This window comes from Pedobacter sp. AW31-3R (genome assembly GCF_052180285.1).
GTDB lineage: Bacteria > Bacteroidota > Bacteroidia > Sphingobacteriales > Sphingobacteriaceae > Pedobacter.
The window spans coordinates 1,921,900-1,938,885 of the sequence record NZ_CP197475.1 but is presented as its reverse complement, the minus strand read 5'-3'; the positions used below and the strand labels follow the sequence as shown (position 1 = coordinate 1,938,885).

7 protein-coding genes are annotated in these 16,986 nt (G+C 44.1%); 2 read left to right on the top strand and 5 right to left on the bottom strand.

Translation table 11 applies throughout. From position 1 onward, the window contains the following. Window positions 1-8: 8 nt before the first annotated feature. From ACSBL2_RS07865 to ACSBL2_RS07845, 5 genes are all read right to left on the bottom strand, one after another. Window positions 9-3,632, bottom strand: coding sequence for a malectin domain-containing carbohydrate-binding protein (locus tag ACSBL2_RS07865; protein WP_442591132.1), 3,624 nt, complete (start codon window positions 3,630-3,632; stop codon window positions 9-11). Between the two features lie 16 nt (window positions 3,633-3,648). Beyond that, window positions 3,649-6,606 carry a glycosyl hydrolase family 95 catalytic domain-containing protein gene (locus ACSBL2_RS07860; RefSeq protein ID WP_442591131.1) on the bottom strand — a complete coding sequence of 986 codons (2,958 nt, stop codon included), beginning with the start codon at window positions 6,604-6,606 and terminating at the stop codon, window positions 3,649-3,651. 4 nt (window positions 6,607-6,610) lie between these two features. Beyond that, window positions 6,611-8,146: a glycoside hydrolase family 28 protein gene (locus tag ACSBL2_RS07855; RefSeq protein WP_442591130.1), complete on the bottom strand. Its 1,536-nt coding sequence runs from the start codon at window positions 8,144-8,146 to the stop codon at window positions 6,611-6,613. Window positions 8,147-8,373: 227 nt separating this feature from the next. Then, window positions 8,374-9,912 (bottom strand): MGH1-like glycoside hydrolase domain-containing protein, encoded by a 1,539-nt coding sequence (locus ACSBL2_RS07850; protein ID WP_442591129.1) that lies wholly within the window; start codon window positions 9,910-9,912, stop codon window positions 8,374-8,376. A gap of 171 nt (window positions 9,913-10,083) precedes the next feature. After that, window positions 10,084-12,831 carry an alpha-d-galacturonidase gene (locus ACSBL2_RS07845; RefSeq protein WP_442591128.1) on the bottom strand — a complete coding sequence of 916 codons (2,748 nt, stop codon included), beginning with the start codon at window positions 12,829-12,831 and terminating at the stop codon, window positions 10,084-10,086. A 322-nt stretch (window positions 12,832-13,153) separates the two neighbouring features. Here ACSBL2_RS07845 and ACSBL2_RS07840 point away from each other — a divergent pair, with 322 nt between their 5' ends. Next, complete coding sequence (locus tag ACSBL2_RS07840; protein ID WP_442591127.1) at window positions 13,154-14,590, top strand: sialate O-acetylesterase; 1,437 nt, start codon at window positions 13,154-13,156, stop codon at window positions 14,588-14,590. A gap of 1 nt (window position 14,591) precedes the next feature. Beyond that, a complete protein-coding gene (locus ACSBL2_RS07835) occupies window positions 14,592-16,958 on the top strand; it encodes a DUF5703 domain-containing protein (protein WP_442591126.1) in 2,367 nt (788 codons plus the stop codon). Window positions 16,959-16,986: the final 28 nt, after the last annotated feature.

The following is a 16,986-nucleotide window of genomic DNA, read 5'->3' as shown; positions in this document are numbered from 1 at the left end:
CACAAAGATTATTGCACCTCAATTCCATCTATACTGACATGGATCGCATCTATGCTTTTGAGGCGGATGATATAGCTTCCTGCATTGATCATGGTTCCAGTATTGGTATTCACATAATTCCATTTTCCTTCTTTCGTGGGAGCAAGAATGAGCTTTTCCTCCTTTTTCATGATTGTTCCATCCAATGCCGCCACTTCAATGGTAGCACTCACATTTTTCTCCGATGCATTGTGGTATTTTAAGGTGAGTGAATAGGTATCAGCTACACCAACATGTACATTAAAAACAATCTCGCTTCCTTCATTCTGACTGAAAGTTAACCGTTCTTTTCCCATAAGTGTCTGTTTAACGACTCCTTTAGAAGCTTCAAAAGCTTTGACAGCAGTATAATTGGTTGCTGATTTTAAATCATATGCTGGTGCCAGCCCGCTGAGGGGTGTAACTGCCATTACAAAGGACAAATCCTTCCTGAAGCCTTCGAAAGTTATTTTTTCACCCTTTTGATATCTTTTTTTATAGACATTTAAATATTCACCCTTCGCATTACGGATAGCAGTTTGTGTATCCTCAAAACTGCTGAGCCAGGTCAGTGCCCGAGACGATTGTTTTTCCACAGCCATGTAAACCACAGCTTCTTCTTTTGGGGTAAATGCGATTTTTCGCAGGGCTTCAGTAGGATGAAGATTAGCCACAGTGGTATGATCGAACCACAGCGCACCAAAAAGTTCCGGTGGCAGGACACTGAAATCCTCCCCTATATCCATCCATGATTTTAAAATTCCTTTTGGATACAACTGTTCATTGATCTCAGCCTTCTCTACAATTAAGGATGATGCGGGAGCTGCCTGAACAGCAGTATCCGTGCTGGCTATAGCAATTGCAGAAATCAACGCCTGTCCCGACTTCACTTCAGGGAATGAAAGGGACAAAGTTCCTCCTGTTACCCTCAGCTTGATTGTTTTTTTCAGGGCAGCATCATGTCCTGCTTCTTTCCAGATGTCCAGGTCATGAAGAACCACCTGCTCATTTACCGCAACATCGAATAAGCGCCATCCTGTACAGTCCATTCCACCACCGGTACCTAACCAGGGTTCTGTAAAATATAATTCAACCAGGTATTCCCCATCCGGAACAGGAAAATCAAACCTGAGTTTGTTGCGCCCATAACGGAAGGTCTGGAATAATTTCCAGTCTGTAGTTCCCTTTATAGGGTCAAAGGTTCGTCTCTGGCTCGCAAAATAAGCAGGTGTCCCCGGAAAATCAGCCGCCCAGGATGTTGAACCCCAACTGTCCTTATTGGTACGCTGCCGGTCGGCCATCCATAAATTACCTTGTGTATCTGTATAGTCAGGCCCTCCAGCATTTACCCTGTACAGATATTTATAGCCTTTTTCAGGTACCAGTGCAACAGCATCTTTATAAAACGACTTAAAGTTTGGCGATTGTTCCAGGTAGTTCAGCACAATATCATCCTTGGCAACAGCCTTTCCATTTACATATCCTACAGCATGCAAAACATTATACCTGACCTGGACATTGTCCCACTGAAAGTGGGTACCGATTCCGTTTCTTTTTCTCTTGCCCAGTGAAAGTCCGTCTACATCATTGAACAACTCTACTTCATCGCAGTTGGAATACACCGTGATGCTGTCTTTCAGGCCTGTCTGAAGCCATCTTTCCGGCCAGGTATGAGATACAATGTAGACCATTGGTGCAGTGCTTTTTGGAGCATAATTGGCCCTGAAAAGATAATATACATCCAATGGCTCTTCCCATGGTGTAAGCAGACCTTTATAATTCACGGGTCCTACACGGTCGAGCTCCCTGAATCCTTCCCCTCCCTGCACCCGTCCCGGATTGTCATGGGAATTGAATAACCAGAAGAAATGTCCGGCAGTTTTATCTTTAGCCTGTTCTGCCAGCCTGATCTTTGTTTCCATCAATTGCGCCATCCGGTTTTCGCTGTTAGGCCCATTCTGAAGAAAAGGTCCTTCAGTATGCAGATCCAGTGTTCTCCAGGCCCCATACTCCCCAATGAGCACCTGCCTTTCCACATCTTTCGCATAATCGAGCGGGTCGCCGCCATAAGTGCCCGTCCAGTTTTGTGGCACATCCCAGTCCGTTCCTTTTCCTCCGTTACAGGTCGTGACTTTACGCTGAGAAGAGGCTGTGGGATCCATTTCCCTGATAATTTCGGTGCACTCCCTGGCAAAATCTTCAGGTAAGGTGCTTTCATTTTCGAGCCCCCACAAGACAACCGAAGGACTGTTTCTTCTTTCTTTTACCCATTCCCGTAAACTGGTTTTGAAGTTTGCCCGGAATTCCGGTGTGTCATACCAGATATGCGCAGCCAGCTGTGTCCAGCTCAGTATCCCCAATTGATCCCAATATTCCTGATAACGGAGGTTGTGTGGCTGGTGGGCATCCCTAAAGGCATTGAATCCAGCTTCTTTAATCTGCATTACCCTGGACCTGACCTGTTCAGCACTAAAAGCATGACTGTTACCGATGAGGTGCTCATATTCAGCTACACCATTGATAAATAAAGGTTCGCCGTTGAGCAGAAATTGCTTTTTGTTGAGGGCTTCAGCAATTGGCCAGCTGATCCATCGAATCCCATAAGGTGTTTTAATATCGTCTATAATTTTATTGTTTTCAAGGATCTGAGTGGATAAGGTATACAGGTATGGGCGTCTGACTGACCATAACTGCGGCCGGTTTACCTGCAGATTTTGCAGGCTGTTCACCGTACCTCCTGCCGGTATTTTGATGTTGTTTTTTACCGCTTTGACCAGGTTTCCGGCACTATCCAGCAACCGGTTATAAACTGTCACTTGCCTGGGCCGCTGTCCGTAGTTCCGGATCGTAGCGTTCAACTGTAGTAAAGCAGATTCTTTAGAGATATTGTTGTCATTCCAGATGTGGATACCAAAAGGTTCCACCTTCACACTATTGGTGATCAGTAAACTCACAGGCCTGAAAATTCCCATGGGCTGTGACCCTTCCGAGAAACCGCGCTCCGTAGAACTTCCGCCGTCAACCCAGGCTAAATCCTGTATATTTTTGGGATGGTCAGCTCTGACACTCAATACATTTGGCTGATTGTTTAACCGTATATTTTTGGTCACGTCAATGGTAAAGGTGGTCCTGCCTCCTGCATGTTCCCCAACTTGAACCCCATTGAGGAATACTGTGGCATAAGATCCTACTCCCTCAAAAAAAAGGAAATATCTTTTTTCTCCGTCTTGGTTCCTTCCGCTAGTTTTGCCGGTTTCTTTCTGACTTAACCTGAAAGTCTTTCTGTACCATGCATAACCATGTCTGTTTCCTGCAAGCAAACGTCTGTATCCCTCATACTGATCCCAGGTATGCGGAATATGTACCTTCGCCCATTTGGTATCGTCGAAATTTGGCTTTTCGAAGCCCTCAAAGGCGTGCTGGTGTTCATCATCAGCAACACTTTTCCAGTCCCTGTTCAGCTCAATAGTGGTCCTAACCGGTGTCTGTGCCATGAGTACTGCCGTATTTAAAAGCAGTGGTATCAGTAATAACACCAATACCATCTGCCTTTCACACACCTGTTTCTTCTCAGCCCACGTCCCCTGTCCGGCCAAATTATTTTTTCTGTTCATCAAGCTCAATTCTCTGTCAGATTTTAGTCTGTTGAATATTCAATTCTTTATCAAAGGTGTATACCCCACCCGCTTTTGTCGGTATATTCTTCTCCATTCCTTTGTACCGTAAATGGCAGTTATTGCCTGCCTTAGATATCACCTGCAGGCTTTTCAGTTCGGTGTTTTCCCATTTCATACGGATCACGAAGCCACCACGGGCACATATTCCGTCGACTTCACCTGAAGAGAAATCTGCCGGCAATGCTGGTAACAGATCGATGTACCTGGTATGGCTTTGCAGCAACATTTCGGCAATTCCTGCGGCACCCCCAAAATTTCCATCAATCTGGAAAGGGGGATGGGCATCAAAGAGATTGGCATAACTGCCCCCACTTTCTCCTACCGGACTCAGCAACATTTTAATCATTTTCATGGCATGGTCGCCCTCTTTAAACCTGGCCCAGAAGTTAATTTTCCAGGCAAGACTCCATCCTGTACCTTCATCTCCCCTGTAAATAAGAGATTGACGCGCAGCTTTCATGAATTCAGGCTGATCCTCCCAGGTGATATCATTTCCCGGATGTACACCCCATAAATGCGATACATGACGGTGTTTGTTTTCAGGATCGTCCTTGTCCTCCAGCCATTCCTGCAATTGCTGGTATTTTCCAATCTGATTGGGTGCAATTTCATGGTATTTCTTTTGCAGCACTTTGCTGAAAGCAGTATCTACCTGAAGAATTTCTGCCGCCTCGATACAAGCTTTAAATAAAGTACGGATAATCTGATGGTCCATCGTTGGTCCGGCTACAAGTCCCCCATTTTCCGGAGAATTGGAAGGTGTACTGATCAGCCATCCTGTTTTAGGATCCTTCACCAGAAAGTCGTTAAAGAAGGTGGCGGCCGACTTCATCAGTGGGTATGCCCTTGTAGCCAAAAAATGTTTATCCTGACTAAAAAGATAATGTTCCCACAAATCTGTTGCTAGCCAGGCTGCACCTGTAACCCAAATCCCATGAGTGGAAGAGTTGATCGGCGCAGTTGCCATCCAGATATCGGTATTGTGATGAAGTACCCAACCCGACGCACCATAATGAGTTTTTGCGGTCTGACGCCCCCTTTCCGCAAGATCATCAGCCATGTTAAACAAGGGCTCATGCATCGGGGAAAGGTTAAGCACCTCACTTGGCCAGTAATTCATCTGTAAATTAATGTTAGTGGTGTACTTACTTCCCCATGATGGAGAGAGCTGTTCATTCCAGATCCCCTGCAGATTGGCAGGTTTGCTTCCTGGTCTGGAGCTTGAAATCAATAAATATCTTCCATACTGCAGGTATAAGGCAGCAAAAGAAGGATCATTCCCATTTTTAAAATCTTCCAGTCTTTTATCAGTAGGCTTTTGCCGACCAATCAGCGTTGTACTGCTGTCAGGATGAGTCATACCCTGCCTGTTTTTGTTTCCCAGACGTATAGAAAAGGTATTATAGTAGGGCTGGTACTCCCGTAAATGTTCAGCTTTAACTTCGGCATAGGTCTTATTGTTTATCCCGGACATTGCCCGCTGACAGATCAGGTCAGGGTTTCCCGAAACCTCCTTATAATTAATGAAATTAGTGCCGGCAGCCAAATACAAAGTCACTTCATTGGCTCCACTAATCACAATTTTCCCTTTCTCCAGGACAACTTTGCCCTTTGTCACCTTTGCACTCAGGTAACTTTCCCCTTTTAAGGCTCCATCCCTGACTTTTACGCCCATTGCGATGGTATAATTATCAATTTTCCGGAAATGGGTATTTTTATGCGGACTTTTCAGTGTTGCGGAGAAGTTAATTTTTCCAGGCTGGTCTGCCTTGAGGTGTACAACAATCACCTGTCCGGGTTGACTGATAAAATATTCTCTGGTATAATGAACATCCCCTACTGTGTAGCGGGTGGTAGAGATTGCCGTTCCCAGCGAAAGATCCCTTCTGTAGTTCTGCTCTTTATTCGTTTGATGATTCCCAAAGTCCAGGACGAGATCACCAAAAGGTTGATAATCTGCCTGAAAATGCGGAACAGCCGGTGGTTCATCATTTTGTACTTTATATTTCCATTTTCCATTTAAAGAAATGGCCTTTGCGGGAGTCCCATTCACAGGATAGACCGAAATATGTTTTGTAGTATCTTTATACCCTGCAATTCCTCCCTTATCGAAATAATTGAGCACCTGGATGGACAATACATTTTTGCCCGGCTTTAGGAATTGATAAGGAATACCGTACTTCCTCGGCTCATTTCCTTCGGTAGTTCCAACAAGATGTCCATTGATATAAGTGAAATCGTGATTTCTGATCCTGTTTAGATCGATCATCCAGTCCGCTTTACTATTTGCAATTTCTCCGCTCCCGGGCTTTTCCTTTTTTGAACTGCTGCTGTTAAAATTGGCTGGCAAGACAAATGTTGTTCTGAACCAGACAGCGCCATCCATACCTTCCAGGCCAACAATTTCCCATCCTTCATAAGAGGGCACTTGTATAGTCTTCCATTTGCTATCATCATAAACTGCTAATGAGGGATTGCCTGTTATGCCCTTACCCGCCCTCATGTCATCAAACCATTTCTTTTTATTACCTGCCTTGCTTTGCAGTCCCATGAATTTCTCATCTGCTAAACGTTCTGCCTCCGCCTGTTTATTTTCTGAAAGCAACCTGCGGATTTCAGGCAGGTACACCGCAGCACCTGGATGATCGTACTCACGCGGTTCCCCTGTCCACAAACTCTCTTCATTAAACTGTATCCGGTCCCGATTGATCCCTCCAAAAACCATCGCACCCAGACGACCATTTCCCAGTGGAATCGCATCCGTCCATTTTACTGCAGCGGCAGTATACCATAAAACATCATCCTGTAGCCCCTGCTTTTTTGTTTGTCCCAGAACCACAGGGGTACTGATCATACCTGCCAGTAAAAACAAGCCTGCAGCTAAAACAGTATTCCGTATATCCGTTTTCAAGGCACTAACGTTTAGTTTTAGTCTGATTGCCGAACTGTACGACAGCAGCAACAGGAACTTCAGGTTTTAACATCACCGGGTTACTCACCTGACGGAAATTATTGTTCTGAACAACGATGTTCTTTGTATTTTCACCTTCCACCGCTAAAAATATATCCGTTTCTACAAAGGGAGAAACATTGGTCAGGTAAGCATCGGCAACGTTTTTAAAACTTATCACAGGAACTTCCGGTAGCGGTTTATAGTTCAGCAAGCCATCAACTATAATCTGTTTTACATTTTCAGCGGTTATTGACGGTCCCACCTCTGTATTCACCTGGACGTTATGAAATTCAATTTTACCGGCTTCTTTAATTAAAAAACCTGACCTGGCATCAATATTTATATCATTGAAAGTGATGTTTTCAATAGGCATTTCCGCCAGGCCATTGAGGTAACCTGCTTGTTTTACCTGTCCGGTAATATTGCTGAAATGGATATTCCTGAAAGCGGGTGTACGTTCTGATACAGGTTCTGGCGTTGTTTTGGCATATTGCATATCCAATACAATAGCCTGGTCCCTGATGTTTTTCATAATGATATTATCCACCCTGATATCTTCTACCACACCACCACGTCCCCTGGCAGTTTTGATTCTTATTCCCCGGTCTGTTCCATCAAAAATACAGTTGGATATGGCAATTTTTTTCACGCCGCCCGACATTTCACTTCCGATCACAACGCCACCATGACCAGATAACATCGTACAGTTGGTAATGGTATAATTCTGTGCCGGCACAGCCATTTTTCTGCCTGCCCTGTCTTTTCCTGACTTGATGGTGATACAATCATCACCCACTGTAATATGGCAGTCGGAAATATGCACATATTTGCAGGATTCCGGATTGATCCCATCTGTATTGGGTGAGGGTGGATTATTTATGGTGATGCCTTTAATGGTCACATTTTCACAGAACTCCGGATTCACTGTCCAGAAAGGAGAATTACGGATCGTTATCCCTTCAATAAGTACATTTTTACAATTCATGAACTGAATAAAAGGAGGGCGAAGAAATCCTCTTTCAATCCATCCGGGAAGGTCTGGTGCCAGTACATTCTGGTTCAGGCGTTTGAACTCATCCTGCCATTTTGATCCAGGTGATTTTTTCACATGCACTTCGGAATAAGCCCACCATTTTTTACCATGTCCGTCAATTAATCCTCTTCCCATGATTGAAATATTCTCCAGCTGGTCACCATAAAAAAGAGGGGAAAAGTTCATCACATCAGTTCCTTCCCAGCGGCTGGATACCATAGGCAGGTAATCGTCAAAATTATCACTGAAATGTAGTTCAGCTCCGGCATCAATGAGGATGATAATATTGCTTTTCAAATGTATAGGACCTGTCAGATATTTTCCTGCTGGAAAATATACAGTGCCTCCACCGTTTTTCGCCGCAGCATCAATCGCTTTACCAATCGCAAGGGTAGCAATTTTACTACTGTCGTTCTTTGCGCCATATTTCAATACATTGAAATAACCCTGTGCCGAAACATTCACACAAAAACAGGTTAATAAACATAGCAGGCAGATTCGCTTTATCATATTCAGAAGTTTCATCAGTAATTATTTGTTTTTTATCGGTTAGGAAGCTACCATCAGCATTTTTCATGAGCTCTTATTGTTCTTCATTTGCATTCAGGAACTCGCAAGCCAGGTTTTTCATTGCTGTTTGTAAGCGGTAGGCTTATGATAGTTTCACCAGTGTTTATTTTGAATTACCAGTATTAAATCAATTTCGTTTTCAGTGGTTTAAGTTTTTTGGAACTCCCCTTCTCGATACCATCAACGTACACACGAAGTCCTTTGCCCTTACCATATTTCTTTCCTGTTTTGTCCCATAATACCGTAACCGCATGCCCATGGTACCATACATTATCCAGGCAGAACCATTCCCATTGACCAGCCGGAATAAGCGGACGAATTTCTAAGGTATTGTCCTCTGCAGGTTTCAATCCCACCAGGTCATTGATCACCAGATCTGTAAAGCTGGAGTGGTTATAAAAACGGCTCCTCGGGTGGTCCCCTTTCAGCCATTCCCCATTCTTTTCATCCTGATACTCCCCAATATAAGTTTTGCCATCCATGATATGGGAAAGTGCATATTTATGAAATTCGTTATAGAAAACGGTAGGGTTCATTTTTCCGTGCGACTTATAATTATTCAGCAGATTAGACAATGCTTTCAAACTCTGGGTAGTGGCATAGGGCCATACAGCGCCATCCCATTCACAGCCATGGCCGGATCCATGGGTACGGAACAGCGGATGTCTCCTTTCCGCGGTAGTCAGTCCCCATGGTGCCGTAAAACCTGCCGTGTCAATCAGCTGATCCCATGCTACGGCATAAGTATTTTTATCAGGTGGAAGGTTAAAATACCATGGGATCAGACCAATCGCTTCGCGGGCATCAGCAAAGCCACCTTTCTCTTTCCTGACTTTAAAAAATGAGGCTTGTTCATCCCAAAGCTGTTCCATCACCAACTTTTTCAGTATTGCGGCCTTATCCTCATATGTTTTTTGAATACTATCGGCACCCACAACCGCAGCGATCTTACTCAGTGCAGCCGCATTGCCATACATATAACTGTTAATGGTCGGCCGGATATTTTTCTCTTTACGTGAACCACTGATCGATTCTTCCATGGCATCCTTCACATCAAACTGCCAGAACATCTGGTTTGGCAATTGCCGCTCTTTTTCCCATAACTGGTAATCCAGACTTAAAGCTGAAATATGCTGACGGAGGAATTCCTTATCGCCATTCACCAGGTAAAGGTTATACACCGCATCATCTACCCAGCTGCTGAAATTATGGAAATGTGGCTTGGTTGTGGCTTTATCTTCATCCAGCCAAAAGGTCACATACTTCTGTACAAATTCCTGATTGTGCAGCCAGCGGGCTTCATTCACCTGGAGGCCCAGCGCACTGCTGATGGCATTATATTTACCGCCATGTTTCATTGGCGTGATAAATTCGGTGAAAATATAGCCCTCCGGGGTTTGTTTCAAATGTTTACGGAGTGTCCACCAGCGGTAATAATAGATTTTCTGAATAGCTGAATCCGGGCATTCAAAAAGAGGAATCTGATCTGAAAGCCACTCATAGGTAGCTGCATTACTTACAAAATTCCTGACATCCTCTTTATCCAGGGAGTTGAAATAATCAATATCATTTTTCATGATGCTGGCATTCAACACCTGTGGTGTCTTTTTCTGAGCCGATGCTCCGGGAGAAAATAGCATACTGCAGAACACTGTACCCATTAGTGCAGCTATAAGCTTATGCTTAGGTCTTCCCCCTCTATGTAAACATGTCATAATTTTTTATTCAATTATACTTTCATTCCTGTCACCAGGATATCTATAAATTTTGATATCTATACCTCAGGACATCCCGATACCTTTAGCCTCTCCTGAGGGCATTATTCAGTTGTTTTACTCAAATAACCAGTCGATATCTTTACTCTTCCCGTCAATACCCGCATTATAAATACGGATGGGTTCAGTTTCATCAATAAAGCCCAGAATCATGCAGGCTCCCTTAGCCAGGGTAAGCGTATGTATCCCTTCACCGAATGAATAACTATGGACATTTGCAATCGGATAACCTGCAACAATCAGTGCATTAGACAATTTGGCTTCCGCCTGACCATAATTATTGGCTGAGGCATCTGTTTCCAGTTCGGGTGCAGGCAGGTATGGTGCTCCTTTTTGATTGAAATACCCAACAAGAACCTTTACAGGTTTTTTGGTCCTGAATTCCAGTGTAGTGCCATTTCTCACCTGGTCTGATTTTGATAATTTCAGTCCTTTTAATCCGTTGAGCTCTTCGGCAAATGCACTGATCAGTGATGCGGTATCGGCAAATACACTTGCTCCTTTGGCAATGTGGTACTCTCCTGCTATTTTGGTGAGAATTTTTACATCAGCATTTTTAAATGGCTTTACTTTCTCCTTCAGCACATGCACATTGGCCCTAAGGGAATCTATACTTCTTTTGAAGTTCGCCATCTCTTTTTTATAGACAGGCAGCATTTCTTTCCATTCAATAAACGTTTTATCGACCCCACGCATAGGGATTTTACGTTGTTTGGTCTGCATACTATTGGCATACAGATAACTGTCTTTTGTTAAGTCTACCAATTTACTGTAATGCGTGATACTGCTTTCCAGGAAAGGTACAGCTTTGTCCAGGTCATCCAGGGAGCCGGAATATTTATATCTTAAGATCCACAAAGCAGCCCTTACTTTCTCCGCATAAAATGAAGCCATTTCTTTATAACAATACATATCATTCTGCAGTCTGGCGAATTCCTCTTTATCTCTGGTCACAAAAGGGGCTGCTTTATCTATTGCCTGAACAGCTTTTTCCCCATGAACAACGACTTCATCTGCTACCTGTACAGGTGTTTCGCCTATATGTTTCTGTTTTTTCCAGTCTTTCTCTGCATATTCAATAATCATTTCTCCTTCCGGCGCTTCAGATTCATACAACATAGTAAACAGACCATACCTGAAAGGATTGATCAGCTGTGTCATCAGCATTCCCAGGGTGAGGGTTTGCCTGTTACCATCCGTAATCCCGTATCTTCTCAATAACTTTGGTGAAATCTCTCCCGATTCTTCATAGGCTTTTAAGATTTCCTTTCCATTGTTTTCGTCCATTCCGTATTTATTCCCAAGCTGGTTCCCCCAATAGCTGAGTTCGCCTTCACGGTCCCGGTCAGCTTTCCAGGCATAACGTGCCCAGGTCTTATACCACATCCAGTCCCTGTCCATCTGCAGCAATCTGCTTGGGGTACGGTCAGCTGTGTATGGCCAGTCCCAGAAAGAAGCCTGCGGATATAAATGAAGTCCGTTGGCATGGTAAACACTGTGCATGGCCTGAACAGACTTCTGTATAAAATCTGCAGAACCATAACGAAACGGTTCCAGGTTAGCCAGGATATGCACATTTTCGATATGTACAGTCCCTATCGCACTCAGTTTACGGTGAAGTTCTGCCCAGCTTCCGCGTGGAGTATAAGTGGTCAGGGCTTCGCCATTGTATTTGGCACTGGTATATAAATTCTTGTATATCGGCAGCGCCGCCTTCATCACCCGTGGTGCGTCTGTATCATGGGCACGAAGCACGATTGGTGGTTCAATAGTGGTACCCAGGGCTTTTAATCCGTCCTGCACACCCGGAATAATGGTTTTGGTAAACCAGTCCACATCATCCTGTCCCGCACCTTCCATTGCTTCACCAAGGGTGATCAGCAGACCTACATTCGGATATTTCTCTACAAATGCCGCAATAGATTTACGCGTATAATCAGCGATCAGCGGAATAATAGGGCGGTTTCTGTCCTGTGTTTTTAAATGATGCTTTTCAGCAAAAGGTTTCGGGATAAGGATGTTGTAAAACATCTGGATAACCCATATTCCTCTTTTATCTGCTTCCTGGGTAAGGAACCTGAACATCTCTTCGTTTTTCCTGAAGGTGGCCTCATCCACTTCCAGTGCATAAGGATAATCCTTTAATTTAACGAGGGAAGAAAAAGGGTGTCCATTCCACAGATACAGAGAATTATAACGGTTTTCCACCATCATATCCAGGTACTTCAGCCAGATCTGCTTATCATAAAACCAGGGAAAAGTCTCTTCTGTATACGGATATTCATACACCTCCCTGCCTGGCAGGTAATCCGGCTTCTGCAACCCTATGGCAGTACCTCTCAGTACCATTTCCGGCTGATTCGAGCATGTGATTTTGCCTGGTAATTCCGCAGTATTTTTCAGTTGCTCTTCAAGATCGAGGCAACCATATAAAACACCGGATTCATCCTTTCCGGAAATGACAACATTACCCTTTGCAAGCGTACTGATGGCATATCCTTCTTTATGGTTATTGGTTGTTGTATTCAGCCGCTTGATCAGGAGGTCATCTGCCTGACCTATAGCAATCCAGGTACCCAGTGCACGGACATTGTCAGCAACACTCAATATGATTTTATAGTTTTTACCCCGCAATACTTCGGCGAGGCGTTCAGCACCATATTTCATCCTCGGCGTATACTTTACCGGAAGAATAAGCGTAATAGTCGGATCATCAGCAGATCGATGAGCGGCAAAACCAGCGCTGTAAGAACTAAAAATGAGGAGTAGCGTTAAAAAGAAGAGCAGGTTGCGGATTTTGTTCATATGATGTGTCCCTATTAAAGGTAAAAAAAGGTGAATAGCATATCTGGTCAATAAATAAAACCAAATATACAGGATACCCATCCGGGCTTTTTATACCATTTTTCCAATATCATATATCATCTTGTCTTTGGCTTTCCGGCACTGCCGGGCTTTATATTATTTTCCCAGGATCATATATCATCTTGTCAAAAATTCCCTTGAATGTAAGTTAATTCTTAATTTCAGAAGTCTTTTCAAGCTCTCTTTTTTGATATCTGTTAAAGCCCTAAATTTCAGCTACATTTAAAAGAAATATTAACAACCAATTATAAACGCGTTTTTCATGAAGACCATCTTTCGTCAGTTCTCACTTACTGCTTTTCTTGTATTATTATTTTTCGCTGTCGATGCACAAACCAGCCTGCCGTCTATTTTCACGGACAATATGGTGTTACAGCAACAATCATCGCCCCAGATCTGGGGATGGGATAAACCGGGACAGAAAATAGCGGTGACCACCTCCTGGAATAATAAAACCTATACCGTACAGGCAGATAGAAAAGGCAAATGGGTGACCCCTCTAAGCACCCCCAAAGCCAGTAAACAAGCCTATACTATAACCGTCAGCAATGGAAAAAAACTTACCCTGTCCAACATCCTGATCGGTGAAGTCTGGTTATGCACCGGACAGTCCAATATGGAAATGCCGCTGAAAGGGTTTAAAGGACAACCCATCCTGGGCTCAAACGACCTGATCTTGAAATCCGGTAATCCCTATATCCGTCTGTATACCGTTCCACGTTCTTCCAAAACTACGGCCCAGGACAACAGTAAACCTTCTCCCTGGAAAATCGCAGGCCCGGAAGCCGTATCGGCTTTCAGCGCCACAGGGTATATTTTCGGCAAACTGCTGAATGAGATGCTGGATATTCCGATAGGACTGGTCAATGTAAGTTATGGAGGTTCAAATGCAGAAGCATGGATGTCCCCGGCAGCATTGAAGGCTTTTCCGGATACCAAAATCCCATCCAAAAATGACAGTATCAAAGTGGTGAACAAAACTCCTACGACCTTATATAATGGCATGTTATATCCTGTTGTCGGTTATGGTATAAAAGGAGCCATATGGTACCAGGGGGAATCCAATTATGAGAATCCGGATTTATATGAAAAATTGCTGCCGGCCATGGTGAATCAGTGGCGTTCAGAATGGGGCAAAGAGATATTCCCCTTTTATTTTGCACAGATTGCCCCTTATAATTATGCTCAGCTTCCACCATACCTTGTTGGCGGGAAATACAATTCAGCTTACCTGCGTGATGCCCAGAGAAAATCGGTATCAGCCATTCCAAACTCGGCCATGGCTGTATTAATGGATATTGGGGAAGAAAAGAATATCCATCCTGCAAACAAGGAAGCCGGAGGTAAAAGGTTAGCCCTGCTGGCGCTCACAAAAACCTATGGATGGAAAGGCTTTGGTGCAGAGAGCCCAGCCTTTAGTGCATTGGAAATCAATGGAAGCACAGCAACCATTAAATTTTTAAATGCCGCTAACGGACTAACGACTTTCGGTAAAGAGACTTCCCTTTTCGAAGTTGCAGGAGAAAATAAACAGTTTTATCCGGCCAAAGCGATTATAAATGGATCAACTGTTGTCGTTTCCTCCCCAATGGTTAAAGTTCCTGTCGCTGTCCGTTATGCTTTTAAGGATTTTGTAGTGGGCGACTTATTTAATACCGAAGGATTACCCGCTTCTTCCTTCAGAACCGATACTTGGTAAGATGCATAGGAATTATCTTTTAATACTGACTACGGGAATCAGTTTCCTTATATTTTTACTGCCAACTGCGGGGTTCAGCCAGCAGAAAGACAAACGAAACACAGGCAAACAGGAATTGTCCTGTCAAAATCAATTGGACAGCTATAACCCGGTTTGGGAAAGTCAAAGTATAAACTCAGGGGAATCTATGCCTTGCGGAGGTGGCGATATTGGCCTGAATGTATGGGTGGAAAAAGGGGAGCTTCTATTTTATGTGTCCAGAAGCGGAACTTTTGATGAGAACAATACCTTACTTAAGCTGGGAAGGATAAGTGTTCAAATGAGTCCCAATCCTTTTGATGGTGGTACCTTTCGGCAGGAACTTCAGCTGCAAAAAGGACAGATCAGGATCAATGCAGTAAAAGACGGGCTTTCAGCCGAAATCATTGTCCGTACCGATGTCTTTAACCCTGTCATACACGTAGAAGTGAACAGCAGCAAACCGGTATCCACCACATTTGCTTTTCAGAACTGGAGACATGCAGACCATGTACCCAAAGGAAAGGAAAACAATGCCAATTCCTGGAAATGGGCGCCTAAGGGAGAGGTAAAAACGTATAAAGACAGCATCTCTTTCGAAGACAACAAGGTTCTGTTTTATCACCGTAACCGTGAAAAAACAGTATTCGACGACGCCGTTCAGCAGCAGGGTCTGGAGGAACAGATAGACCAGCTGGATAATCCACTCAAAAACCTGACATTCGGGGGAATGATGATGGGCAATAACCTGAAAGCTTCGTCAACCTCTAAAGGAAAATACCTGAATACTGAATTTGAAGCCTGGAGCCTGAAAAGTGTCCTTCCGGCAAAGCGGCATCAGATGCAAATGGTGCTGCATACTTCACAAAGCCCCGGCCTTGAAACCTGGAAAACAGGTTTAACTCAGCTGATCAGCCGTCTCAGTAAAGATAAACATGCCGCACAACGCAGTGCGGAATGGTGGACAGCCTATTGGCAAAGAAGTTTCATCTTCATCAATAAAGAAGAAACAGCAGAAGAATGGCAGATCGCCAGGAATTACCAGCTGTTCCGTTTTATGTTAGGCTGTAATGCTTTCGGAAAGTACCCTACAAAATTCAATGGGGGATTATTTACCGCTGACCCTGTACTCAGCGATACCACATTGACCTTTAGTCCGGACTTCAGGAACTGGGGAGGCGGTACCCATACGGCACAGAACCAGCGATTGGTTTACTGGCCTATGCTTAAAAGTGGTGATGCCGAAATGATGGCCCCTCAGTTCGATTACTACAACCGCACCCTGAAAAATGCAGAAATCAGGTCAGCGGTTTACTGGAATCATAAAGGAGCTTCCTTTACGGAACAACTCGAAAACTTCGGCCTGCCTAATCCCGCAGAATACGGATGGAAAAGACCTATCGGATACGATAAAGGCATGGAATACAATGCCTGGCTGGAATACGAATGGGATACGGTGCTTGAGTTCTGTTTGATGATCATGGAGCAGGAACGGTATACAGGAAAAGATATCAGCAGGTATCTCCCCCTGATAGAAAGTGCGGTCACATTTTTCCATGAACACTACCTGTACCTTGCAAAACAGCGTGGCAGTAAATCCCTGGATAGCAAGGGGAAGCTGATCCTCTATCCCGGTTCGGGGGCGGAGACCTATAAGATGGCTTATAATGCCAGCTCTACAGTTGCAGGTCTGAAAACAGTATTGAACAGGCTGCTGGAACTACCGGTCCGGTATCTTGATTCCCTGAAAAGAAAGGAAATACAGGCAATGGCTGAGAAAATTCCGGATATATCCTTTCGTGAATTTGATGGAAAAACGACTATATCACCTGCAAAAAGCTGGGAGAGAATCAATAACACTGAATCTCCGCAGCTCTATCCCGTGTTCCCATGGGGAATCTATGGCGTTGGAAAACCAGGATTGGATACCGCAATCAACACCTATAAATATGATACTGATGTATTGAAATTCAGAAGCCATATCGGATGGAAACAGGATAACATTTTTGCAGCGCGACTGGGCTTAACCGATGAAGCCGCTGCACTTGCCCTACTGAAACTTAAAAACTCAGGGAGACGTTTCCCAGCTTTCTGGGGACCAGGGTTTGATTGGGTACCCGACCATAACTGGGGTGGCTCCGGAATGATCGGTCTGCAGGAAATGCTGATGCAAACCGATGGAAGAAAAATTATGTTATTCCCTTCATGGCCGGTAAACTGGGATACCCATTTCAAACTTCATGCCCCCTATCTGACTACTGTAGAAGGTGTACTAAAAAATGGCAAATTGGAATCACTGAAAGTTACACCGGAAAGCAGGAGGAAAGATATCATCAACCTGTTAAAATAAACCGGAGTAGCATACCGTTACCCTGCCC

Bases quoted from the DNA above. Each gene is read 5' to 3' on its own strand.
- ACSBL2_RS07865 (WP_442591132.1), bottom strand. From the start codon at position 3,632: ATGAACAGAAAAAATAATTTGGCCGGACAGGGGACGTGGGCTGAGAAG.
- ACSBL2_RS07850 (WP_442591129.1), bottom strand. From the start codon at position 9,912: ATGGGTACAGTGTTCTGCAGTATGCTATTTTCTCCCGGAGCATCGGCT.
- ACSBL2_RS07845 (WP_442591128.1), bottom strand. From the start codon at position 12,831: ATGAACAAAATCCGCAACCTGCTCTTCTTTTTAACGCTACTCCTCATT.
- ACSBL2_RS07840 (WP_442591127.1), top strand. From the start codon at position 13,154: ATGAAGACCATCTTTCGTCAGTTCTCACTTACTGCTTTTCTTGTATTA.
- ACSBL2_RS07835 (WP_442591126.1), top strand. From the start codon at position 14,592: ATGCATAGGAATTATCTTTTAATACTGACTACGGGAATCAGTTTCCTT.